At 60.6% G+C, this 24,142-nt stretch carries 21 protein-coding genes; 13 read left to right on the top strand and 8 right to left on the bottom strand.

Going from position 1 to position 24,142, the window contains the following annotated elements; translation table 11 throughout:
- Positions 1-10: 10 nt before the first annotated feature.
- The 4 genes from dnaE (at position 11) to recO (ending at position 6,330) form a co-directional block, all read left to right on the top strand.
- The gene (dnaE, locus tag HKD24_RS02140) at positions 11-3,433 is read left to right on the top strand and encodes a DNA polymerase III subunit alpha (protein ID WP_194258815.1); all 3,423 of its coding nucleotides are present in this window, start codon (positions 11-13) and stop codon (positions 3,431-3,433) included.
- Between the two features lie 192 nt (positions 3,434-3,625).
- Complete coding sequence (gene rpsB, locus HKD24_RS02135) at positions 3,626-4,423, top strand: 30S ribosomal protein S2 (RefSeq protein ID WP_011251676.1); 798 nt, start codon at positions 3,626-3,628, stop codon at positions 4,421-4,423.
- A gap of 101 nt (positions 4,424-4,524) precedes the next feature.
- Positions 4,525-5,433: a translation elongation factor Ts gene (tsf, locus tag HKD24_RS02130; protein ID WP_062502315.1), complete on the top strand. Its 909-nt coding sequence runs from the start codon at positions 4,525-4,527 to the stop codon at positions 5,431-5,433.
- A 132-nt stretch (positions 5,434-5,565) separates the two neighbouring features.
- On the top strand, positions 5,566-6,330 hold the full coding sequence (gene recO / locus HKD24_RS02125) for a DNA repair protein RecO (protein WP_194258814.1): 765 nt from the start codon (positions 5,566-5,568) through the stop codon (positions 6,328-6,330).
- Here recO and HKD24_RS02120 read toward each other — a convergent pair.
- Positions 6,324-6,800, bottom strand: a complete 477-nt coding sequence (locus HKD24_RS02120) for a hypothetical protein (protein WP_194258813.1) — start codon at positions 6,798-6,800, stop codon at positions 6,324-6,326. The genes recO and HKD24_RS02120 overlap by 7 nt on opposite strands.
- Here HKD24_RS02120 and parC point away from each other — a divergent pair.
- Positions 6,777-8,984, top strand: a complete 2,208-nt coding sequence (gene parC / locus HKD24_RS02115) for a DNA topoisomerase IV subunit A (RefSeq protein WP_194258812.1) — start codon at positions 6,777-6,779, stop codon at positions 8,982-8,984. The genes HKD24_RS02120 and parC overlap by 24 nt on opposite strands.
- Before the next feature lie 2 nt (positions 8,985-8,986).
- Here parC and HKD24_RS02110 read toward each other — a convergent pair whose 3' ends face one another.
- Entirely contained in the window at positions 8,987-9,709 is a 723-nt protein-coding gene (locus tag HKD24_RS02110) for an arginyltransferase (RefSeq protein WP_194258811.1), read from the bottom strand.
- 155 nt (positions 9,710-9,864) lie between these two features.
- Between HKD24_RS02110 and cls the strand changes: the two genes are divergently transcribed.
- Positions 9,865-11,277: a cardiolipin synthase gene (cls, locus tag HKD24_RS02105; protein WP_194258810.1), complete on the top strand. Its 1,413-nt coding sequence runs from the start codon at positions 9,865-9,867 to the stop codon at positions 11,275-11,277.
- Between the two features lie 5 nt (positions 11,278-11,282).
- Here the strand turns inward: cls and HKD24_RS02100 are convergent, their stop codons facing one another.
- A complete protein-coding gene (locus HKD24_RS02100) occupies positions 11,283-11,909 on the bottom strand; it encodes an endonuclease/exonuclease/phosphatase family protein (RefSeq protein WP_194258809.1) in 627 nt (208 codons plus the stop codon).
- Positions 11,906-12,985 (bottom strand): AI-2E family transporter, encoded by a 1,080-nt coding sequence (locus HKD24_RS02095; RefSeq protein WP_194258808.1) that lies wholly within the window; start codon positions 12,983-12,985, stop codon positions 11,906-11,908. The genes HKD24_RS02100 and HKD24_RS02095 overlap by 4 nt, the downstream gene beginning before the upstream one ends.
- Before the next feature lie 69 nt (positions 12,986-13,054).
- On the opposite strand from HKD24_RS02095, the gene HKD24_RS02090 reads away from it, so the two are divergent.
- Entirely contained in the window at positions 13,055-13,951 is an 897-nt protein-coding gene (locus HKD24_RS02090; RefSeq protein WP_407646343.1) for a sulfurtransferase, read from the top strand.
- Positions 13,952-13,953: 2 nt separating this feature from the next.
- The gene (gene metC / locus HKD24_RS02085; protein WP_194258807.1) at positions 13,954-15,165 is read left to right on the top strand and encodes a cystathionine beta-lyase; all 1,212 of its coding nucleotides are present in this window, start codon (positions 13,954-13,956) and stop codon (positions 15,163-15,165) included.
- Positions 15,166-15,168: 3 nt separating this feature from the next.
- Here metC and HKD24_RS02080 read toward each other — a convergent pair whose 3' ends face one another.
- The 3 genes from HKD24_RS02080 to HKD24_RS02070 all read right to left on the bottom strand — a co-directional run bounded on the left by HKD24_RS02080 (position 15,169) and on the right by HKD24_RS02070 (position 18,902).
- Positions 15,169-16,671, bottom strand: a complete 1,503-nt coding sequence (locus tag HKD24_RS02080; RefSeq protein WP_194258806.1) for a YifB family Mg chelatase-like AAA ATPase — start codon at positions 16,669-16,671, stop codon at positions 15,169-15,171.
- A gap of 49 nt (positions 16,672-16,720) precedes the next feature.
- Positions 16,721-17,971: a phosphoglycerate dehydrogenase gene (serA, locus tag HKD24_RS02075; RefSeq protein ID WP_194258805.1), complete on the bottom strand. Its 1,251-nt coding sequence runs from the start codon at positions 17,969-17,971 to the stop codon at positions 16,721-16,723.
- A 142-nt stretch (positions 17,972-18,113) separates the two neighbouring features.
- Complete coding sequence (locus HKD24_RS02070) at positions 18,114-18,902, bottom strand: inositol monophosphatase family protein (RefSeq protein WP_194258804.1); 789 nt, start codon at positions 18,900-18,902, stop codon at positions 18,114-18,116.
- A 75-nt stretch (positions 18,903-18,977) separates the two neighbouring features.
- On the opposite strand from HKD24_RS02070, the gene HKD24_RS02065 reads away from it, so the two are divergent.
- Genes HKD24_RS02065 through smpB form a run of 4 tightly spaced genes read left to right on the top strand, consistent with a single transcriptional unit; the run spans position 18,978 to position 21,974 of the window.
- Positions 18,978-19,703: a 3-deoxy-manno-octulosonate cytidylyltransferase gene (locus HKD24_RS02065; protein ID WP_194258916.1), complete on the top strand. Its 726-nt coding sequence runs from the start codon at positions 18,978-18,980 to the stop codon at positions 19,701-19,703.
- Positions 19,703-20,539, top strand: coding sequence for a prephenate dehydratase (locus tag HKD24_RS02060; protein WP_194258803.1), 837 nt, complete (start codon positions 19,703-19,705; stop codon positions 20,537-20,539). Before HKD24_RS02065 ends, HKD24_RS02060 begins: the two co-directional genes overlap by 1 nt.
- 38 nt (positions 20,540-20,577) lie before the next feature.
- Positions 20,578-21,471 carry a 4-hydroxy-tetrahydrodipicolinate synthase gene (gene dapA, locus HKD24_RS02055; protein ID WP_194258802.1) on the top strand — a complete coding sequence of 298 codons (894 nt, stop codon included), beginning with the start codon at positions 20,578-20,580 and terminating at the stop codon, positions 21,469-21,471.
- A gap of 8 nt (positions 21,472-21,479) precedes the next feature.
- Positions 21,480-21,974: an SsrA-binding protein SmpB gene (gene smpB / locus HKD24_RS02050; protein WP_011251661.1), complete on the top strand. Its 495-nt coding sequence runs from the start codon at positions 21,480-21,482 to the stop codon at positions 21,972-21,974.
- A gap of 147 nt (positions 21,975-22,121) precedes the next feature.
- Here the strand turns inward: smpB and HKD24_RS15520 are convergent, their stop codons facing one another.
- Positions 22,122-22,808 carry a cold-shock protein gene (locus tag HKD24_RS15520; RefSeq protein ID WP_011251660.1) on the bottom strand — a complete coding sequence of 229 codons (687 nt, stop codon included), beginning with the start codon at positions 22,806-22,808 and terminating at the stop codon, positions 22,122-22,124.
- Positions 22,809-23,085: 277 nt separating this feature from the next.
- On the opposite strand from HKD24_RS15520, the gene HKD24_RS02040 reads away from it, so the two are divergent.
- A complete protein-coding gene (locus tag HKD24_RS02040) occupies positions 23,086-24,087 on the top strand; it encodes a lipid A deacylase LpxR family protein (RefSeq protein WP_194258801.1) in 1,002 nt (333 codons plus the stop codon).
- Positions 24,088-24,142 lie beyond the last annotated feature (55 nt).

The following is a 24,142-nucleotide window of genomic DNA, read 5'->3' as shown; positions in this document are numbered from 1 at the left end:
GAATGACGGCATGTCTCATGCCGATTTTGTTCATCTCAGAAATCATTCCGCTTACTCGCTAAGTCAGGGCGCGATCCGAATTCCGGAACTCGTAAGCCTAGCTGCCAAGAACGGAATGCCGGCCGTCGCCCTGACCGATAGCGGCAATCTGTTCGGTGCGCTCGAATTCTCGCTGTACTGTCGCAGCAATGGCGTTCAGCCGATTGTCGGCTGCCAGATTTCACTCCCACCGCGCAGCACAAAACCCGGAGCGATGTCTGAGCCGCTGGTGGTTCTGGCGCGAAATGAGGAAGGGCTGGCAAATCTCCAGATCCTGTCATCAGAAGGCTTTCTGAACGGAGATCCGGCTGATCCTTCGGTTGCGATCGACTTTCTGTGCCAGCACGCTGCTGGGCTGTTTCTGCTGACAGGCGGCAATCGCGGGCCGATCAACAAGCTGATTCTTGAAGAACAGAAATCCGAGGCGCAGGCTCTACTGAGCCGTCTCGAAGACGCTTTCCGGGGGAATATTGCGGTCGAGTTGAACCGGCTTGGCGAGGCAGGGGAGCAGGAAGTCGAAAGTGTTCTGATCCCGATGGCGGATCAGATGGACATTCCGTTGGTCGCCACCAATGAAAGCTTTTTTCCCAAGCCTGAAATGCATGAGGCCCATGATGCGCTGCTGTGTATCGCGCAGGGCCGGACGATTGCGGAAGAAGACCGCTGGCATGTGTCTCCGCAGGCCTGGTTCAAGACGCCTGCCGAAATGCGGGCCGTCTTTCATGATCTTCCGGAAGCCTGTGACAACACACTGATTATTGCCCGGAAATGCGCGGTGGCGGCCTGCACGCGCAAGCCGCTTCTGCCGATCTGCCCCAAGGTCCGCGAAGGCTCGACGGAAGAGGAAACGCTGCGGGCCATGGCCTGGGAAGGGCTGGAAAAGCGTCTTGAAGCGATCAGCGCGGATGAGGAGAAGCGCAAGCTTTACTCGGAGCGCCTTCAGGTGGAGCTCGATATCATCGCGCGGATGGGCTTCCCCGGCTACTTCCTGATCGTTGCCGACTTTATCCAGTGGGCAAAAGCGCATGATATTCCGGTCGGGCCGGGGCGTGGATCGGGTGCAGGTTCGCTGGTGGCGTATGCACTGACGATTACGGATATCGATCCCATTCCGTTCGGACTGCTGTTCGAGCGCTTCCTGAATCCTGAGCGTGTCTCCATGCCGGATTTCGATATCGATTTCTGTCAGGACCGTCGTGATGAAGTGATCCGGTATGTGCGCAAGGAATATGGCGGGAGCCGTGTGGCGCAGATCATCACATTCGGAAAGCTTCAGGCCAAGGCGGCTGTGCGCGATGTCGGGCGTGTGTTGGGGCTGCCTTATGGCATGGTTAACCGCGTCGCCGAACTGATCCCGAACAATCCGGCCAAGCCTGTTTCGCTGTCGGATGCGATTGATGGGGAGCCGCGGCTTCAGGAAATGCGGGACAGCGATGAGTCGCTTAAGCGTCTCATGGAAATCGCGTTGCAGCTCGAGGGCCTGTACCGTCATGCTTCTACCCATGCTGCGGGTGTGGTGATCGGTGATCGTGAACTGGTGGAGTTAGTGCCGCTGTACCGCGATCCGAAGAGCGACATGCTCGTGACGCAGTACAACATGAAATATGTCGAACAGGCCGGTCTGGTGAAGTTCGATTTCCTTGGCCTGACAACCCTTACAATTCTCAAGCGGGGACTGGATTTCCTTAAAGAACAAGGGATTACAGTCGATCTCTCACGTATTCCGCTGGATGACGCAAAGACGTTCGAGATGCTGGCCAAGGGCGATACGGCCGGCGTGTTCCAGTTCGAAGGCGCGGGCATGCGGGACATGCTCAAGCAGATGGCGGCCAGTCGGCTGGAGGATCTGATTGCGGGCGTGTCGCTGTATCGTCCGGGACCGATGGCCAACATTCCGGATTACTGCCGACGCAAGCATGGCGAGCCATGGGAGCCACCGCACGAGGAAATCCGCGATATTCTTGAAGAGACCTATGGGATCATGGTCTATCAGGAGCAGGTCATGCAGATCGCCCAGAAGATGGCGGGCTACAGTCTGGGTGGCGCGGATCTGCTGCGGCGTGCGATGGGCAAGAAGATCGCAGCGGAAATGGAGAAGCAGCGCGCAATCTTCACTGAGGGGGCGACCGCGCGTGGTATTCCTCAGGAAAAAGCGGTCGAAGTCTTTGATCTTATGGCTCGTTTTGCGGATTACGGCTTTAACAAGTCACATGCCGCAGCCTATGCGCTGGTGTCCTATCAGACGGCCTGGATGAAGGCGAACCATCCGGTCGCATTCCTTGCGGGTTGCATGTCTCTGGCACGGGAAAAAACGGACAAGCTGGCGGCTCTGTGTCAGGAAGCACGACGAATGAAGATTCCCGTGTTACCCGTTGATATTAATAAATCTCTGGCAGATTTTTCCATTGAAACACTGGAAGACGGGCGTCAGGGGATCCGTTATGCGTTGTCGGCCATCAAACGTGTGGGCGCGGCCGCGATGCAGAGTGTCGTGGCTTGCCGTGGGGACAGACCGTTTCAGGATCTTACGGATTTTGCGGAGCGCTGTGACCCGAAGAGCCTGAACAAGATCCAGCTGGAAAGTCTTGCAAAAGCAGGGGCTTTCGACAGTCTTCTCAAGGAGCGGCATATTGTTTTTTCGAGTGCCGACATTCTGTTGCGCCGGGCGCAGGCGCGGGCGCAGGAGCAGCAGATGGGCCAGGCCGGACTGTTCGGAGGTGCGGGTCAGGAACGTGAGATTCTGCGTCTGAACGAAGGTCGGCCCTGGCCCGACTTTGAACGTCTCTCGCTGGAAGCTTCGGCTATCGGGTTCCACATGAGTGCGCATCCGCTGGATGCGTATCGCAGCGTCCTGAGGCGACTGGGTGTAACGCCATCGAATGCGCTGGAAAATGCTGCAAAAACAGGGACGACGCGCGTCAAGATCGCCGGCTGTGTTGTGGATCGCAAGGAACGGCCGACACGGACCGGCAAGAAAATGGCCTGGGTCAATCTGTCAGACAGTGGTGGCGGATGTGAGGTTACGCTGTTTTCCGAGACGCTGACGTCCTGCCGGGATCTGCTGGTGGCGGGACAGGCCATTCTGGTGACGGCGGAGCTCAAGGTGGATGGCGATGCGCTGCGGATTACGGCGCAGAATGTCATGGATCTGGAGGTCGCGGCTGCGGCCGAGCGTTCGGAAATCCGTGTCTGGCTGAATGAGGATGCGTCCGTGCCGGATCTGGCCTCCCTGCTGGAAGAGGTTCAGGGTGGCTTCGGGCGTGTGAAACTGCTGCCTTCTGTTGAGGAGACGCAGGATGTCGAAATCTCCATTCCGGGACATTACCGGGTGACGCCACGTCTTGCAGAGCGGTTGCGGACATTGCGGGGGGTTGAGAAGGCCTTACAGGTCTGACCGGGGCAGTATTGTGTGAAACTCTGCTGACAGGTCTTGCGTCTGCAGGCCTTTTCCGCCATATCGCGACCGTTCTTCTACGGAGTTTTCTCCCGATGAGAGCAATCCGCACGCATGGCTCTAGGGTTTTCTGGTGTCCCTTCGGGGACGTTGCCATGCGGAGGTTCAACCAGACGCAAGGAATTCTGAATCATGGCAATGCCTGATTTCACCATGCGCCAGCTCCTTGAAGCCGGCGTTCATTTCGGTCACCACACCCGTCGCTGGAACCCGGCCATGGCGCCGTACCTCTTCGGTGTGCGTAACCAGGTTCACATCATCGACCTGCAGCAGACGGTTCCGATGCTGGACCGCGCCCTGAAGGTTGTCCGTGACACGGTCGCCAACGGTGGCCGCGTCCTGTTCGTCGGCACCAAGCGCGCTGCGGCTGACCATGTTGCTGAAGCTGCACAGCGTTGCGGCCAGTACTACGTCAACCACCGCTGGCTCGGCGGCATGCTGACCAACTGGAAGACCATCACGGGTTCCATCAAGCGTCTGCGCCAGATCGACGAGATGCTGTCCGGTGACACGGCTGGTCTGACGAAGAAGGAAGTTCTCGACATCACGCGTGACCGCGAGAAGCTCGAGCGCTCCCTTGGTGGCATCAAGGAAATGGGTGGTCTGCCCGACCTGCTGTTCGTGATCGACACGAACAAGGAAAAGCTGGCGATCGAAGAAGCCACGAAGCTTGGCATTCCGGTCATCGGCGTCCTCGACAGCAACTCCAATCCTGCTGGCGTGACCTATCCGATCCCGGGCAACGATGACGCCATCCGCGCCATCACCCTGTATTGCGATCTGGTCTCCGGTGCGGTTCTCGACGGTATTTCTGCCGAGCTGGCTGCTTCGGGTCAGGACATCGGTGCTGCTGAAGAACTGCCGGCTGAGACGGCTGTTCTGGAAGCCGCCGCTGCTGAAGGCGCAGAAGCTCCCGCTTCCGCCGGCTGAACAGACTGCCGGGGTCCGGTCATGGAAAACGGCAACTGAAACACGGCATGCGGCCGGGCGAAATCGTCCGGCCGCATGATCTTTTTTGAGGGATGAGATAAATGGCAGAAATCACAGCAGCCCTGGTCCGCGAACTGCGCGAGAAGACCGGCGCGGGCATGATGGATTGCAAGAAGGCCCTGACGGAAGCTGCCGGCGACATGGAAGCTGCCATCGACTGGCTGCGCACGAAGGGTCTGTCCCAGGCTGCGAAGAAGTCCGGCCGTACGACGGCTGAAGGTCTGGTCGGCGTTGTGTCCGCCAAGAACCGCGCTGCCATGGTCGAAGTGAACGCCGAGACGGACTTCGTGGGCCGTAACGAGGCATTCCAGGCATTCGTGGAGCAGGTCGCTCATGTTGCTCTGGAAGTCGGCGACGATCTGGACGCCATCAAGGCTGGCAAGGTTCCGTCGGGCCGTACGGTTGCTGACGAGCTGACGCACCTGATCGCCACGATCGGCGAGAACATGGCCATCCGTCGCGCCAAGGTCCTGTCGGTCGAGTCCGGCGTTGTTGCCAGCTACGTCCACAGCGCACTGCGTCCGGGCATTGGCAAGATCGGCGTTCTGGCCGCTCTGGAAGCTCCGTCCGAGTCCGACGCCCTGCTGACGCTGGGTCGCCAGATCGGCATGCACGTTGCCGCAACCCGTCCGGCTGCTCTGGACGTTGCCAGCGTCGATCCGGAGTCCCTGGAGCGCGAGCGCGCCGTTCTGATCGAGCAGGCCCGTGAGTCCGGCAAGCCGGAAGCCATCATCGAAAAGATGGTCGAAGGCCGTATCCGCAAGTTCTATGAAGAAGTCGTTCTTCTGGAGCAGGTGTGGGTTCTGGACGGCGAGAGCCGCGTGTCCAAGATCGTCGACAAGGCTGGTGCAAAGCTGGTCGGTTTCGAGCGCTTCCAGCTCGGTGAAGGCATCGAAAAGGAAGAGAACGACTTCGCTGCTGAAGTCGCTGCTGCTGCCGGCACCAAGTAAGATTTTCCGTTCCTGTCCTGAGCCGGGTCTGCCCGGTTCAGGTCGGGCTCGAAAGTCTGTAGAAAGGCCCCTGTGCGCTCCGGCGTGCAGGGGCTTTCTGCGTTTTGGCGTGCGGATCAGGGAGGATGGACGATGGAATGGGAAGCGGCTGCGCTGGTTCTGTCAGTCCGACCTTATGGTGAGGGAAGCGCGCTTGTTCATCTGTTCAGCGAAGAGCACGGGGTCTCACATGGCATGGCGCGCGGGGGAGCGTCCCGCCGTCAGGCTTCCCTGTGGCAGACCGGCAATCTGGTCATGGCGCGCTGGCGCGCGCGGCTCGCAGATCAGCTCGGGACTCTGACGGCCGAGCCGGTTCAGTGCGTGGCAGGGCGTATTCTGGATGCTCCGTTGCAGCTTGAAATGGTGAGCAGCGCTTGTGCGCTGGTCGATGGGGCGTTACCGCAGGGCGAGCCACATCCGGAGCTTTTCATGCGGCTGGTCCGCCTTCTGACACTGATCAGCGTGGCGCCCGAGCCTGCGCCGATGGGGGCCTATCTGCGCTGGGAAGCCCAGCTTCTGGCTGGGCTCGGTTATGGGCTGGATCTGTCGGAATGTGCGGTGACGGGCGCGCGGGAGGATCTGATTTATGTGTCGCCGCGGTCGGGACGGGCGGTGAGCCGGGAAGGTGCCGGTGAATGGCGGGACAGGCTTCTTCCGCTACCCGCACTGATGACGGACGAGACACAGGACGGAACACCCGAGGACTGGAAAAATGGCCTGGCGCTGACGGGACATTTCCTGTCGCGTTGGGTCTTTGGCGTGCGGCACCAGCCGCTGCCCGCAGCGCGGGAGCGGCTGGTGGAGTATGTGCAGCGGCTTCAGCCTGCACCGGACGCTGATGCGGAGTCCGATCAGTAGAAAACGTGGCTGGGGCCGGGGCGCAAACCGTTGACGACGTCCACATCGGCCGTGCTGTCCCAGACGGACCAGTCCCAGCCCGGATGCTGGTTGATCTCGGCCGTCATGCGCTGCTCCTGCGCGATATCGATCGGATGACTGGCCTTGTAGGCAGCATAGGCCGTCTTGTCGCCCATATAGACGCAGCCGCAGGCGATCGGATCGGCATAGAGCAGGACTGGCTGCCCATTCTGCATACGGTAGGTCAGGGTGTTGGGGGGCAGGAGGTTCATCATGGCCCAGCGTGCGGTCGTATCGGCAGGGTGTGCCCTGAACCCGGCCAGCGCGAACGAGACTTCCGCCTTCTGAACCGGGCGGTAGGGTGAACAGGCGGCCGTGCCGATGAGGAGAGCGCTGGACAGGATGGCACGCCAGTGTCTAAGTCCTGCACGAAAGAGGGGAGATGCATGGGAACGGATCTGGCTGGTCATATCGAGGATACCAAGCTCGCTGAGGCTCTGAGCGAGCGATATATTGCGTATGCGATGTCGACAATCATGTCGCGGTCCCTTCCGGACGTGCGTGATGGCCTGAAGCCGGTACACCGCCGCCTCCTTTATGCGATGCAGCAGCTTCGCCTTGATCCCACATCAGGGTTTAAAAAGTGTGCACGTGTCGTCGGTGATGTGATCGGTAAGTTCCATCCGCATGGCGATGCGTCCGTGTACGAGGCGCTGGTGCGTCTGGCACAGGATTTTGCGGTCCGTTATCCGCTGGTCGAGGGGCAGGGCAATTTCGGCTCCATCGACGGTGATGGTGCGGCTGCCATGCGATACACCGAAAGCCGCCTGACGGAAGTTGCGCAGGCGTTGCTGGACGGGATTCAGGACGATGCGGTCGATTTCCGCGCGACCTATGACAATGAAGATCACGAGCCGATCGTACTGCCAGGCACGTTCCCGAATCTGCTGGCCAATGGTGCGGCAGGCATTGCCGTGGGCATGGCGACGAGCATCCCGCCGCATAATGCTGCCGAGATCTGCCGGGCCGCGAAGCTTCTGATCGAAAAACCGGATGTGACGATCGCCGAACTGGTAGATCTCATGCCCGGGCCGGATTTTCCGACGGGCGGCATTCTGGTGGAAGAGCGCGACTCCATTATCCGCTCCTACGAAACCGGCCGTGGCAGTTTCCGGACGCGGGCCCGTTGGGAAGTCGAGCAGGGGCGGTTTGGCACTTGGGTAATCATCGTTACCGAGATCCCATATCAGGTGCAGAAATCCCGCTTGATCGAGCAGATCGCCGACCTGATGGAGCAGCGCAAGCTACCGCTTCTGGGCGATGTGCGTGATGAGAGTACGACCGATATTCGCCTTGTGCTGGAGCCCAAGACCAAGGGTGTCGAGCCTGAAGTCCTGATGGAGACACTGTTCCGCAACACGGCGCTTGAGAACCGTTTCAGCCTGAACATGAATGTTCTGGGTGGAGACCGTGTTCCGGGTGTGCTGTCGCTGAAGCAGGTTCTGCGGGCTTGGCTGGATCACGTTCATGAAGTGCTCGTGCGGCGCTCGAACCATCGCCTCGCAGCGGTCCTGCGGCGGCTGGAGATCCTTGAAGGCTTCCTTGCGGTTTATCTGAACCTCGATGAAGTGATCCGGATCATCCGTGAAGAGGACGAGCCCAAGGTCAGCCTGATGGCGACATTCAGCCTGACGGACCTTCAGGCCGAAGCGGTGCTGAACATGCGGCTCCGCTCCCTGCGGCGACTTGAGGAAATGGAAATCCGGCGCGAGCGGGACAAGCTTGCGGATGAGCAGAAAGCCCTTGAGACGCTGCTGGGCTCAGAGCGCCGCCGCTGGACCCGGATTGGCAAGGATCTAGACGCGACCATCAAGAAATACGGTTCTGGCCCGCTGGGAGACCGGCGGACGTTGATCGCTGCTGCGCCGGAGCCGGTTGATATTTCGGCGGCACTGGAAATCGACCGTGAGCCACTGACGGTCCTTCTGTCCCGCGAAGGTTGGATCCGGGCCATGAAGGGTCATGGGCTCGATCCGCAGGGGCATCGCTTCAAGGAAGGTGATGAAGGCTGGCTGTCGGTTGAATGCCAGAGCACGGATCGTCTGTGCCTGATCTCCAGCAGCGGCAAGGCCTATACGATCAAGGCAGCGGATCTGCCGCGTGGACGCGGTTTCGGCCAGCCGTTCCGGACCGTGGTAGAGGTACCGCAGGAAGACCGTGTGGTGACGCTGTTCCCGGTTTCGGATGAGGGGCGCCGTCTGATCGCTTCGGCGGCCGGGCGTGGCATGATCGTGTCCGAAGCGGGGCTGGTGGCCGAGAAGCGGACGGGCAAACAGGTTTTCAACGTCAAGGATGGCGACGAGGTCTTTGCCTGTATTCCGGTTGGCGGCACCCATGTGCTGACCCTGGGGCAGAACAAACGCGCGCTGATCTTCCCGCTGGAACAGGTGCCGGAAATGACGCGTGGTGCTGGTGTGGCGTTCCAGAAACTGGGCGACAGCACGCTGCGGGATATCCGAACGCTCACCCTGTCCGAAGGGCTGCTGTGGCAGGAAGGGCAGCGCATCCGTCAGACTGCGGACCTGGTGCCACTTGAGGGACGTCGGGGCGCTGTAGGTCGAGCAGCGCCGCAGTGGATGCTGCGCAAGAGCTGACGTCAGGCAGGAAAAAGACCCGGCAGCAGGCCCCAGTGGCCATCGCGGAAAATTTCGGCGGGTCCAAAGGCGGCTTTGTAAGCCATCTTGGGGCTGCCGGGGACGTAATAGCCCAGATACAGATGATCCAGCCCCATCCGGGCGGTCTCCTCGATCAGCCAAAGGATCGAGAACGTACCCCATGAGGCCGTCAGGTCGTTGACGTCATAGAAGGTGTAAACGGCAGACAGACCATCTGAAAGGCGGTCGACCAGACTGACGCAGACGAGCGTCCCGTCAGGGCGCCGGAACTCGGCCAGGAAGGTCTCAACCGGGGTATTGGCGATCAGATCCACATAGTCACGCCAGCACATATGGGCCATGTCGCCATCAGCATGGCGGACGGCCTGATACATTTCGAACAGTCGGAACTGTTCGTCCGTTGGGACTGGAGGAACCATGCTGACAACAAGGTCCGCATGGCGGTTGCGGATTTTCCTCTGGGTCCGGGTCGGCGCAAAGGTCGCGGCAGGGATGCGCATGGGCGTGCAGGCACGGCAGCCGACACAGACCGGTGCGTAGGCTATGGTATGACTGCGGCGGAAGCCGGCCTGGGAAAGGCGATTGTGGAGGGCGACCGCTTCAGGACCGGCGAGCTCGGTGAGAACCTTGCGCTCGGTACGGTTCGGCAGATAGGGGCATGGGGCCGGGGCCGTCGTGTAGAAGAGCTGTGGGCGATGCTGCATGGAACGCTCTCCTTTTTAAAAAACCGGACCGGTCAATGATCTTATCGCAATGACGGGGGGTGGCGCATCCTTCATCTTTGCGAAAGGATGAAGCGTGAACACCTGGAGGCCTGTGTGCTGTTTTCAGGCGCGGGGTGTTCGCTACAGGGAGATTTATGACGCACTGGACCGTTTTCCATATCCTCACGCAGATTTTGCGCTGGATCCTTCCTGTTTTCGTGACGGTCCATGCTCTCATTCACAAACGTGACACGGCATCCTGCACAGGATGGATCGGCATCTGCTGGATCGCACCGCTGCTGGGGACGGTGCTGTATCTGATGTTTGGGATCAATCGTGTCCGGCGCCGGGCCCAGAAGATGGTCAACCAGCATCTGTGGGAGGGGCGCGATCCACTGGCCCAGTACCGGCAGACGGTGGAAGGCAATCTGGCACCGCTGTCAAAAATGCTGGGACGGCTAACGGAACGGCCGCTGATGCGGGGTAATTCAGTCACCTGTCTGCATGACGGGGACAATGCCTATCCGGTGATGCTGGAGGCGATCGGTCAGGCAAAGAAATCGATCATCCTGTGTTCCTATATTTTCAGGGATGATGAGGTTGGTCAGCGTTTTGCAGAGGCTCTGGTGGCCGCAAAGCGGCGCGGGGTTGCGGTCCGGGTTCTGGTGGACGGAATCGGGAGCGGATATTTCCGTTGCGGAATCGAACGCCGGCTGCGGCGAGAGGGCGTGGCCTGCGCGCGGTTCATGCACTCGGTCTGGCCCTGGCGCATGCCGTTCATCAATCTGCGCAATCACCGCAAAATCCTGGTGGTCGACGGGACAGTCGGTTTCATGGGCGGTCTGAACATCGGCGAGGAGAACATGCTCCGGCTGCGGACGAAGCTGCCAGTTGCGGACACGCATTTCCGCCTTCAGGGGCCGATCGTGCATCAGCTCGCCGTGTCTTTTGCCTGGGACTGGTCATTCACGACGGGAGAAGAACTCGAAGGCGAGCGTTATCTGCCCGAGCCGTCTCCGGTGGGAGACGTGCCGATGCGGATCGTGACGTCAGGCCCGGATACGGATCTGGAAAAGATCGAATACGGAATGCTGCAGGCCTTTTCGCTGGCCCGCTCGCATATCTGGGTCATGACGCCGTATTTCCTGCCGGATGACCGGTTCTCGACAGAACTTATTCTTGCGGCCCTGCGGGGTGTGACAATTGATATTGTCGTGCCCAAGAGCAGCAATCATGCGCTGATCGACCATGCGCGGGATGCCAATCTGCGGCCGTTTCTGGATGCGGGTTGCCGGGTGTGGATGGCCGATCCGCCGTTCAATCATTCCAAGCTGATGGTCGTGGATGATGAATGGAGCTTCGTGGGAAGTGCAAATATCGACATGCGCTCCCTGAGGCTGAACTTCGAAATCAATCTGGAAATCTACGACCGGGGTGTGGCCAAAGACCTTTCCACGTTCATGAAGACCCATCGGCGCAACCGGCTGACGCACCATGATCTGGACAGCATGCCATTCCCGATCCGGATGCGGAATTCCGCAATCAGGCTCCTGCTGCCGTATCTGTAAGGCTGTTACGCGCCCAGTCTGAGGGTGACGGAGATTGGGCGGTGATCGGAGCCGAAGCGCGGCAGAGCACGGGCCTCCAGACGGGACAGGCCACGCACGAGGCAGCGGTCCAGCCTCAGCGGAACATGGTTCAGCATCCGGTGGGTCTTTTCTTTGGGTCCGACATCCAGAAAACCGGGAAGCAGGACGGGACCAACAAGATTGAAATCCCCCATGATGACGGCGCGGTGGCGCATATTGGCGCTGATGCTGCGAAGCTGGCGCCGGTTGAGGATCTGGCCATGGGACAGATGCACGTTGGCGAGCGAGAAACTGCCGAAATCGATAAGCTGGGCCGTGCGCTTGACCAGAAGGCCACGGGGCAGGCGGCAGAATGACGGCGGGCGCGTAAACGGCAGGCGGCTCCAGCAGGCTGTTCCATGAGGGCGCCCGGGAAGCGGAATACGGTCGTAGTAACCCCCAAGGATTTCAGGAAGCTGGTCCACCGCCTCCTGCGCTTCCTGCATGACGACAATGTCGGGATCTTCCGCACGTATGACCGTCAGGACATCTTCCAGCGAGGCACCATCCCATCGGTAGAGGTTCCAGCTCAGGATCTTGAAAGAGGCTCCGGACAGAAGGGACGTCGTCATTTCGGAGGCTCCGGAAGGTAGAGGGGATTGCGTTCGCGGTGATGGGGACCGGCGGCAAATTCGCTGGTCAGTGTGTAGCCGACAGCCAGCAGAACGGGGCCGAGGAAGATCCCCACGCCGCCAAAGGTCACGATGCCGCCAAGCACACCAAGGACGGTCAGCAGATAGGGAAGCTGGGCACCGCGGGCGATGAAGGCCGGGCGGATAACGTGATCGGCACCCGAGATGATGAGGATGCCGTAGATGGCCAGGAATAGCCCGTGTCCAAAATGATGGGTCATGCCCAGCCAGATGGCGGCCGGCACCCAGACCAGCGGGGCGCCGATAGGAAAGACAGCCACGAAAGCGGTAATGCCTGCCAGCAGGACGGGAGACGGCACACCCGCGAGCATAAGGCCAATCCCGGTTAGCACACCTTGGATTAGGGCCGTCCCGAGGATGCCGTAAACTGTGCCACGGACCGTGCGACCGATGATGTTGATAAGACGGGGCGTCGTGCGGGGCCCGGCAATGCGGTCGATCAGGGCCGTGATGGTGTTCCCCAGTGTGTCGCCGTTGAGCCACAGGAAGAAAGCGACGAACAGCGCCATGATCAGCTCGGCGAGGCCTCCGGCGAGGCGGAGCAGGACCGTCAGCGTCAGATGGGCAATCTGTCCGGCATAGGGGCGGAGCACCTCGGTCGCGAAAGCGCCGACGTCATGGCTGAAATGATGCCAGGCATTTACGAGATGGGGACCGGCCATCGGGATACGGTTCAGCCAGGCGGGAGGCGGGTTCGCGCTGGTGACATGCACGATCAGGGCGTCGATTTCCGAGATCGTACCGGGAATGTCGCTGATCCCCGCGCTGGTCAGCACAGCAAGTGGGACGACAATGAACAGCGCGCTCAACGCCATCATGGCGAGGGCCGCCAGCACAGGGCGGACATGGCGGCGCATGCGGCGGTAGATCGGCCAGGTCGTGAAGGCGAGGATTGCGGCCCACAGAATGGCCGACAGAAACGGCCACAGGATGATGCCGCAGCCATAAGCGATTCCGGCCAGGATCAGGCCGAGAAGGATCCGCTCGGTCGTCATGCGGGAGCATGGTCCTGACGGGGGCCGGAGACGTACCCCGGCTCGCATGACTCTGTGCGCTGCGTGTTCATGGAGTGCTACTTTGGCACGCTCTGGCGTCCGGCGCATCCCTCGACCTATGGTAAGGATATGACGATCTCGCCACTTGTTGATGCCGCGACCCTGATCTCCGAGGTCGGCCGGTTCATTCCTCTTGATGCCAGCGTGCTTTTGCCGGGGCAGAAGGGCGATCCCGACGCTGCGTTTACTGAACGCCATCTGCCTGATGCACAGCGATTCGATATCGATGTGTTTGCAGATCCGGACAGCTCGCTTCCACACACGGTTCCCGGTGCTGCGCGGTTTGCGAGGCTGATGGGCGCGCTGGGTGTGAGTGAGGATGTGCCGGTCGTGTTTTATGACGGGCGCGGAAGTGTCGGTGCCTGCCGGGGTTGGTGGCTTGCACGGCTGTTCGGGCACCGGAACGCGCGGATACTCGATGGTGGACTGGAAGCCTGGCTGAAGGCAGGCGGTCCGGTTGAAAACAGTGCTCCTGCTGAGACTGAACCGGCAGTGTTCCGTCCTCGTCCCCGCTACGGGCTTCTGGCAGGTGCCGGCGATGTTCGGCTTGCGCTAGGGCGCGAAGACAGCCTTGTCCTTGATGCCAGGAGCGTGGGCCGGTTTGCTGCAACAGTGCCTGAACCGCGCCCGGGTGTACGGAGCGGCCACATGCCCGGCGCAATGAGCATGGACTGGACGCGGCTCGTGGACGGGAACGGCTGTTTTCTGCCGCCACACGAACTAAAGCAGATTCTGGGCGCCGCAAAAGGCCAGTCGGTAATCGCAACCTGCGGGTCCGGACTGACAGCCGCGACAATCGTGGCGGCGGTGGCGATCGCAGGATATGGCGATGCGGCTTTGTATGATGGATCCTGGGCGGAATGGGGCAGTGACCCCGATGCCCCGGTCGTGACGGGGGAAGGATGAGCATGAGCGATCTTGAAAAGCAGGTCAGCGCGGGATGGAGCCGGATGGCCTCCATGCTGGTGCGTGAGGGACGTCCACACGAGCTTCCGGAATCGGGAATATTCGTGAATGCGCCGGTGAGCCGGGGATCGACGGTCCTGTTCCCGTCGCTGGAAGCCATGAACAGGACGGATGGTCGCAGCCATGCCCATAAGGTGGTCTACGGGGCCATGGGCTCACCGATCCAGCATCAGCTTGAAGAAATGCTCAGCCGGATCGAGGGCGGAACCCATACACAGGTTGTTGGCTCGGGCCTCGCTGCCTGCGCATTGCCGCTTCTGGGGTTTCTGGGCTGCGGAGACCATCTTCTGCTTCCCGACTCGGTGTACGGACCGACGCGGCGCTTTGCGGAAACCATGCTTCAGCGCATGGTCGTGACGACGAGCTATTATCCTCCCACGGCATCCCGAGATGAAGTTCTGGCGCTCATGCGACCGGAGACGAAGGTACTTTTTGCGGAAAGTCCGGGCAGCCACACCTTTGAAGTGCAGGACGTCCCGATGCTGGCTGGGATCGCACATGAGGCCGGAGCGCTTCTAATGCTGGATAACACCTGGGGGATCGGTGTGTTCCAGCCCTTTACCCATGGTGTGGACGTGTCGATCCAGGCGCTGTCGAAATATCCCGCCGGGCATTCTGACGTGATTATGGGATCGGTTACGGTCAATAATGAGGCGCACTGGAAGACGCTGCGGGATGCCGCAATCCAGCTTGGACTATGCGCCGGGCCGGATGACTGCTGGCTGACTTTGCGCGGACTGCGGACGATGGGTGTGCGGTTGGCACATCAGTCGCGTTCGGCACTGCAAATCGCGCAGTGGCTGAAGACGCGTCCCGAGGTCGCACGGGTCCTGCATCCGGCGCTGGTAGACTGTCCGGGGCACGAGTTCTGGAAGCGCGATTTTACGGGGGCGTGCGGCCTGTTCGGGGTGGAGCTTCAGCCGGAAATTTCCGTTGAGGCCGTCGAGCGTATGATCGACGGGCTGAGTCTGTTCGGGATTGGCGCGTCCTGGGGCGGCTACGAAAGTCTGGTTCTGCCGACCACAGGGCATATCCGGCGCGTGACAGGGGACGGTGGGCCAACTTCCGCAACCTTCCGCCTGCATATTGGTCTGGAAGATGTTGAGGACCTGAAAATCGATCTGGCCCGAGGTCTGGACAGCCTTCAGTTCTGAATCTTAACGGCGACGAAAAGTCAGGGCTTCAGCGACGTGATGGCGCTGGATGCTCTGTGTCCCTTCCAGATCGGCGATGGTGCGGGAGACCCGGATCAGACGTGTGATGCCGCGATTGGATAGGCGCAGTCTTTCGGCGGCCTGCTCGGCAAGCGAGCGGGCATCATCGTCCATTTCAAGGGCATCGGGGGAAACCTGCGAATTGGGAACGCCCTGACGGTCAATCTGGCGTTGGCGGGCAACTTCCACGCGGGCCCGAACCTTGGCGCTGCTCTCGCCTTTCGGCGCACGGCTGATCTCGATGGGAGATAACGGCTCGATCTGCACGCACAGATCCATGCGATCGAGCATTGGGCCGGAAATCTTGGCCGTGTAGTCCTCGCCGCAGCGGGGAGCCTTGCGACAGCTCCGTTCCAGATCACCTAAGTAGCCGCAGCGGCACGGATTCATGGCTGCAATGAACTGGAAACGTGCGGGATACGTCGTGTGGTGGGCCGCACGGGCGATGGAAATGCTGCCGGTTTCAATCGGCTGGCGCAGGGATTCCAGACAGGATCGCGAAAATTCGGGCAGTTCATCGAGGAACAGCACGCCATTATTGGCGAGGCTGACCTCGCCGGGCCGGGCTTTTGCACCGCCACCTACGATGGCAGGAAGGCTCGCACTGTGATGCGGCGCGCGGTAGGGTGGTCGGACAACCAGTCTCCCGTTCTGCAGAATGCCAGAAACGCTGTGAATCCGACTGGTTTCCAGAGCTTCTTCCCGTGTCAGGTTGGGCAGAATACCGGGCAGGCGGCTGGCGAGCATGGATTTTCCAGCACCTGGCGGACCGCTCATGAGCATGGAATGCGCCCCGGCCGCGGCAATTTCCAGAGCCCGTCGTCCGATTGCCATCCCTTTGACGTCTGCGAGATCAGGTCCATACTCGATAAAATGTTCGGTTGGGAGCGGCGTCGGGGACAGGATCTGCTGACCCTGAAAATGGGAGACGAGGGCCGCAAGTGTGGGCGCGCCAAGAACGTCCGTGCTGCCATTCCCCCAGCGTGCTTCAATCGCCTGTGCGGCCGGGCAGATCAGTCCGAGCTTATCCTCGACGGCACCGATGGCAGCGGACAGAACGCCTGCGACGGGATTGATGCGTCCATCCAGTGAGAGTTCGCCGACAGCGGCATAGGCCGAGACTGCCTCAAACGATAGAATCCCCATGGCGCAGAGTAGGCCGAGCGCAATGGGAAGATCAAAATGCGCGCCTTCCTTGAGAAGATCGGCGGGTACGAGATTAACCAGGATGCGTTTTGGTGGAAGCGCCAGTCCCATGGCTGTCAGGGCAGCGCGGACACGTTCGCGGGCTTCACCGACGGATTTATCCGCTAGCCCCACCACGAGAAACGCCGGGAGGCCGCTGGAGACCTGCACCTCGACTTTGACCGGAACAGCTTCGATTCCGGAGAAGGCGAAGCTCTGGATGCGGGCGAGGGCAGGTGTGTGCGGGCTGGGACTCGTCATAAGGCAAATCCTAGGCCGAAATTATTTCCAGTTGGTTAACGGAAAGGTGTCAGGAACGCTGGTACAGCAGGCGGGCACGAAGGGTGCCGTCGAGAGCTTTGAGTCCGTCCAGAAGCTTCATATCCATGTCAGAGCTTTCCGACTCGGCTTCCACCACGACATAACCGACTTCACCATCCGTCTGGAGATACTGGGCGGTCACGTTGCAGTTCTCCGATGCGAACAGGTCATTGATCTGGCGCATGATGCCGGGGCGGTTGGCATGGACGTGCATGAAGCGCGTGCCGCGGGGGCGCTCGGGGAGCTGGACGCTGGGAAAGTTGACGGCCCCGATCGTGGACCCCACGTCGGAATAATCCACCAGCTTGCGGGAGACTTCGACGCCAATGCGTTCCTGCGCTTCCATGGTGGAACCGCCGATATGCGGTGTGAGGATGACGTTTTCGAGCCCCTGCAGCGGCGTCTTGAACTCTTCGCCAGCCTTCTTGGGTTCGACCGGGAACACGTCCACACCCGCACCCATGAGATGGCCGTCCTTCAGGGCAGCAGCCAGGGCCTCAAGGTCCACGACATTGCCGCGTGCGTTGTTGAGCAGGATGGAATTGGGCTTCATGGCCCGGATTTCCGCTTCGCCGATCAGCAGGTCGGTTTCCGGGGTCTGCGGAACGTGCAGGCTGACGATATCGGACTGGGCCAGCAGTTCATTCAGGCTGGAGACGGCAATGGCATTGCCATGTGGCAGGCGGGGCATCACGTCGAAATATACGACGCGCATGCCAAAGGCCTCGGCCAGGACGGAAAGCTGCGAGCCGATGGAGCCGTAACCGACAATACCAAGCGTCTTGCCGCGGACTTCCCAGGCGTTGGTGGCGGATTTGTCCCAGCCGCCCTTGTGGCAGGCTTCCGAGCGTGACGGGATGCGACGGAGCAGCATGACCACTTCGCCCATGACCAGTTCGGCCACGGAGCGCGTGTTGCTGAACGGTGCGTTGAACACGGGTATTCCGAGCATGCGTGCAGCGTTCAGATCGACCTGGTTGGTGCCAATGCAGAAGCAGCCAATGGCCATGAGGCGGTCTGCGCCTTCAAGAACTTCGCGGGTCAGCTGCGTACGGCTGCGGATGCCGACCATATGCACGCCTTGAAGGGCCTCTTTAAGCGCGTCACCTTCGAGCGCGCCCTTAACGCGTGTAACCTCGGTGTAGCCCTGCGCGGCGAAATGGGCCACGGCACTCTCATGAATGCCTTCCAGAAGAAGAATGCGGATCTTGTTCTTGGGGAGAGAGAACTGCGTTTCCATAAATCCGTCCCGGTCATGAACCGGAAGGCTCCGGTTTCAATTCAAACTGGTTCCATCAGAGGCCTGGCCGTGGCCAGACCAGTCCCGGCTCATGCCTGCCGCCACGTCCGCCGGGGCCCATTCCCTAGCCGATTGGCGGGATTCAGGAAAGGTGGCGGACGATTTCGGGTAACAAGGTTGCGTCTCCGCAGGCCAGAACAGTGCCATCGCTTTCAAGTGTCAGAGGCTGTCCCTGCCAGTCCGTGATCCGGCCGCCTGCGCCTTCAACAACCGGAACAAGAGCCCCCCAGTCCCAGGGCTTCATCGTGCATTCGGCAATGACGTCGATCTGGCCAAGGGCGAGGAGGCCGTAGGCATAGCAGTCTCCGCCCCAGGATGTACGGCGGGTATGTTTTTGCAGATTGGCAAAGCGCGGGGCATGCGCGGCGGTCATGATTTCGGGAGCCGTACAGGAGAGTTCGGCCTCGGCTGCCTGCGGGCAGGGACGCGTTCCGACAGTGCCGGGCAGGCGATCGGACACGAAGCGGGTCGGACGGCCAGAAACACCAATCCAGCGCTCGCCGGTAACGGGTTGGTCGATCAGGCCAAGGACAGGACTGCCTTTGTGGAAGAGCGCGATAAGCGTGCCGAACGTCGGACGACCGGTCAGAAACGCACGTGTGCCATCAATGGGATCCAGCACCCAGAGCCAGTCACTGCTGGCGCCGCTTATGCCGTTCTCCTCGCCAAGAATGGCATGTTCGGGCAGACGCTCTTCGAGAATGGCGCGCATGGCCTGTTCGGCCTGACGATCCGCAATGGTGACGGGACTGTCATCGGATTTGGCATCGGCGCGAAGGGAGGTCCGGAAATGGGGCAGGACGGTCCGGCGGGCGATGTCCGCGCAGGCTGTCGCAGCGTCGATGGCAGTCTGCAGAACCGTTTCACTCATGATTTTCGTCTATTCCCGTCGCTTGAGCATGACCTGAGATTGACGCCCGTTCTGGCGGGCGGCATCAGAGGGGCCATGCATCCGATCATCGTCATTCCGTCCAGACTTGCTTCGTCCCGCCTGCCGCGCAAGCCCCTCGCTGATATTGGTGGCGTTCCCATGATCGTCCGGGTTGTCCGCCGGGCGCTTGCGGCAAAGACCGGCCCAGTGGTCGTGGCGGCAGGAGATGCAGAGATCCTCGACGCCATCAGGGATATTCCCGGTGTTCGCGGCGTGCTGACCGACTCGGCACTGGCGAGTGGTTCGGACCGGGTTCACGCGGCCTTGGCGGAAGTGGACCCGGAAGGCGAGCATGATGTGGTCATCAATCTTCAGGGCGATCTGCCCCTGATCGAGCCCTCCAGCCTGACCGCTGTTCTGAAACCGCTGGAAAATCCGGCATTCGATATCGGCACGCTGGCGGCTCCGGTGACGAGTGAGGCTGAACGCGACGCCTCGCAGGTTGTAAAGATTGCCTGTGCATTTGGTGAGAAGGACGTGACGCGGGCACTGTATTTCTCGCGACTGCCTATTCCGTGGGGAGAGGGGCCGCACTGGCATCATGTGGGCGTCTATGCCTGGCGCCGGGAAGCGCTGGGGCGTTTCGTAGCCCTTGCACCGTCTGCACTGGAACGTCGGGAAAGTCTGGAGCAGCTTCGCGCGCTCGAGGCAGGCATGACGATCGGCTGTGCAAGGATTGACCATGCGCCTCAGGGCGTGGATACGCCTGCTGATCTGGAACATGTGAGAGGGTTGGTCTGATGCCGGTCATTGCATTTCAGGGCCGTCCCGGCGCCTATTCCGATCTAGCCTGCCGTCAGGCGCGTCCCGGCTGGACCACGCTGCCGTGTCCGACATTTGCCGATGCGATTGATGCCGTGCATGACGGGCGGGCCGATGAAGCGCTGCTGGCCTGCGAAAATACGCTGGCCGGGCGTGTGCCGGACATTCACTCGCTTCTGCCGGACGCCGGGCTTCACATTGTCGGAGAATATTTCCAGCGCGTCGAGCACTGCCTTCTGGGCGTACCGGGCGCCAGGATCGAAGACGTGCGCCGGATTCACACACATCCGGTCGCGCTGGGCCAGGTCCGCAAGCTGATCAGCGAACTGGGCGTGGAGCCGGTGGTGCAGTTCGATACGGCAGGGGCTGCGGAAATGGTCGCACAGTGGGGACGCAGGGAGGATGCGGCAATCGCGTCGTCTCTGGCGGCCGAACTGAACGGTTTGACGGTGTTGCGCAGCAATGTCGAAGACGCCTCGCATAACACCACACGCTTCTATCGTGTGGCACGCAAACCTTGCATTCCTTCACCCGAGCGCAAAGATGTGCTCACAACACTGCTGATGCGCGTCGGAAACTGCCCGGGTGCGCTCTATGCGGCATTGGGTGGATTTTCCCGGCATGGTATCAACATGACGCGGATCGAAAGCTACATGCTGGACGGCTCGTTCACGGCGACGCAGTTCCTGATGGATGTCGAGGGACATCCGGAACAGGCCCCTCTGGCGGCGGCGCTCGCGGAACTGGAGCAGGTCAGCGACGATCTCAGAATTCTGGGTGTGTACCCAAGCAGCCTTTCGCGCCGTTCAGCGTGACGGCAGGACAGGCAGAGCCCATGACAGAAGGCGGAATAATGACGGATACGAGCATGTATCAGGGGTCGCTGACGGCTCTGGTCACACCGATGCATACGGATGGACGGATTGATTTCGACGTTTCGGCAAAGCTGATCGAGCGTCAGATCGAAGCGGGCACGACGGCCCTGATCCCGGCCGGCACGACAGGCGAGAGTCCAACGCTGTCCCATGAGGAGCACGGACGCGTTGTGGCGCACTGCGTCGAGACCGCGAATGGCCGTGTGCGCGTCATGGCAGGCGCAGGCTCCAACAGCACGTCCGAAGCCGTTCTCATGGCAAAGCACGCCCATTCGGTCGGTGCTGACAGCCTGCTGGTGGTTGTGCCGTATTACAACAAGCCATCGCAGGAAGGGTTGTATCGTCATTTCATGACGATTGCCGATGCAACGCCGCTGCCAATGTTCCTGTACTGCATCCCTGGCCGGTCAGTCGTGGATATCTCGGTTGCGACCATGGCGCGTCTTGGCGAGCACCCGAATATCGTTGGAACCAAGGATGCGACGGCCAATATGGCCCGCCCGATTGCAGTGCGTCGTGCCGTGAACAAGCCGTTCAACCAGCTTTCCGGCGACGACAACAGCGTCCTGTCTTTTCTTGCTGCGGGTGGCGACGGATGCATTGGCGTGACATCCAATGTCGTGCCGCATCTCTGTGCCGACATGCATCTGGCTTGGCAGGAAGGGCGGATCGAGGATGCGATCGCCATCCAGGATCACCTAACGCCGCTGCATGATGCCATGTTCATGGAAAGCAACCCTGGGCCGGTGAAATACGCTCTGTCCAGACTGGGGCTGTGCAACGCGACGCTGCGCCTGCCTCTTGCAGAGCCGCAGGACGCAACGCGTCTGGCTATTGACGAGGCTCTGCGTTCTCTCGAGCTTCTGGACTGATTGCAGGTATGGCGGGAAAGAAAACCAAGAGCGGTATGATTTCTCATGGAATGGCCGCACAGAATCGCAAAGGGCGGTTCGATTACACCATTCTGGAGACAACAGAAGCAGGAATCGTGCTGAAGGGGCCGGAGGTGAAAAGTCTGCGTCTCGGTCGGGCGACCATTACGGAAGCTTATGCGGCTGAACGTGATGGCGAAATCTGGCTCTTCAATTCCTACATTCCGGAATATCAGGGCGGTGTCCTCTCCCGGTTTGAGCCGCGTGCTCCGCGCAAGCTTCTGATGCATCGCAAGCAGATCGCGCATTTTCTGGGCGCTGTCAGCCGTGCGGGCGCCAGTCTGGTGCCGCTGGATATTCACTTCAATGCCCGCGGTATGGCGAAAGTCACGCTGGGTCTGGGGCAGGGACGCCGCAAGGAAGACAAGCGCCACGCGATCGCTGAACGTGACTGGAAACGTGACAAGGCCCGTCTGGTACGCAGCAGCGGCAAAGATTACTGACGCATAAATCCTTATGAATCATCATAAAAAAGGCCGGAGTTTTCCGGCCTTTTTTATTTGCCTGAAATCTGCAGATCCGCGCATGAAAAAAGCCGCTGCAGCAAAAGCTGGCAGCGGCTTTTTTACTCAGACCGAAGTCCGGGTCATTCAGTCAGCGCTGATTTCAGCAGCTTCCGGACCCTTCTGGCCCTGAACAACCTTGACGTTGATCGTCTGGCCTTCGTCAAGCGTCGGCAGGCCCGAACGCTCGAGAGCGGAGGCGTGGACGAAGATGTCCTTGCCGCCGGATTCCGGCGTGATGAAGCCGAAGCCCTTCGTGGCGTTGTACCACTTGACCGTGCCACGCATGTCTTCAGCGCGGGACAGATCCGGAGCCGGACGGCCCGGACGTGCGCCACCGAAGCGGGGCTGGTCACCGAAAGCAGCGCGGGGACGCGGTGCTTCTGCCGTGCTCTCGTCAACGGAGAGAACTTCAGCGACCTGACGGCCCTTGGGGCCCTGGCCGATGCGGACCACAACCGTTGCGCCCGGATTGACGTTGCTGACACCAGCGTTCGTCAGGGCGTTGGCGTGCAGGAAGATGTCGCCCGAGCCGTCGGACAGTTCAACGAAACCGAAACCCTTCTCGGTGTTGAACCACTTCACGCGGGAGCTGATTTCCGGGCCTGAAGCTGCGACGAAGCTGTTGCGGCGGGGGGCGCCGTAGCCACCACCACCATTGCCACCACCAAAGCCTCCACGGTCGCCATAGGACGGCTGGGACGAGTATGTGTCGTCAAACCCGCCGCGGCGAGGTGAGTTGAAGCTGCTGCGGTCGGTTCTGTTGTTTCTCAACGGTCTAATCCCGAGACTGGGGTGTCATGGTAGGGCTGGGCCTGCCGTGACGTAATTTCAAAAATTTGGAAAAAAACGACGCTGTTTCTTTCCTGCAGCAATCACTAGCACGCTTTTTTCCTTCTCTGCCACAGGGAATATGGGGCTGAAACATAACTCGCGCTAATTTTAAGATTGAGATGAGTCTCGTGGAGACTTTGATTCGGCGTACGGAAATGACATACACACGTTCTCCAGTACTTGGTGGTTCCGGACCCCGCGCGTAACAGAGGTGCCCATGCGAAGCCGACTGACTTTTTCCATTGGAGCCACTGCCGTGCTGGCGCTGTCTTCTTCTGCTATGGCCACACCGTTACAGGATCCGTACGGAACCTGGACCGTCCAGGGCGAGAACGACGCCATTTCCACCCTGAAAGGAACGTCGGATCAGTATTATACGTCTGGCCTGCGCATCAACTGGACGTCAGGGACGGATAATCTTCCCCGTCCGATCGCGAAGCTGAACCGCACTCTGATGGGAGACGGCGTGCAGCGTATCAGCATCGGCCTGCAGCAGATCATTGATACGCCGCGTGACACGCAGGCTGACAACCCGCCGCAGGGTGACCGGCCTTATGCCGGCCTGCTGCTGGGAACGGTCAACCTCATCAACGATACCGATCTTTCCCGAACCGTAATGGGAATCCAGTTCGGCATGCTTGGTCCGTCTGGACTCGGGCGCCAGGTCCAGAACGGATTTCACAAGGCCATCAGCGATACGCCGAGCACAGGCTGGGGCCATCAGCTTGCAAACCAGCCGATCTTCCAGGTCCAGGCCGGACGGATCTGGCGTGTGCCAGTCCTGAATGTCTATGGCATCCATGCGGATGTTCTGCCGGCGATTTCAGGCGCGGCCGGTGACTACCGGACTTACGCTGACGTGGCGACAACGTTCCGCATCGGGCAGGGGCTGGACAGCGATTTCGGCAATGCGACGATTGGGCCGGGGCTGGATGGCACGGATGCGTTCCGCGCGACTCGTCCTTTTGCTTGGTACTTCTACGGCGGTGTCGAAGGGCAGGCCGTGGGTTATGACGTGACGCTGCAGGGCAGCACGGTTCGTCCCAATGCGCCGCATGTCGACAAGGTCTGGGATGTGGGCGAGATCCATGCCGGTGTGGCGGTCATGTGGCACGGGGTGCGTCTGTCCTACAGCCAGAACTGGCAGACGGCGCAGTTCCAGACCCAGAAAGCCGGTCTGTTCAACTACGGATCGCTCAAGCTTTCGGTCAAATTCTGATCTGTCCGCAGGCGATAAGTTAAAAAAGCCGCTTCCCTGATGGGGAGCGGCTTTT

The sequence above is a fragment of the Gluconobacter vitians genome (assembly GCF_015244565.1).
Classification (GTDB): Bacteria; Pseudomonadota; Alphaproteobacteria; order Acetobacterales; family Acetobacteraceae; genus Gluconobacter; species Gluconobacter vitians.
Note: the sequence above shows the minus strand (reverse complement) of the source record. Positions and strands in the feature narration are given on the sequence as shown.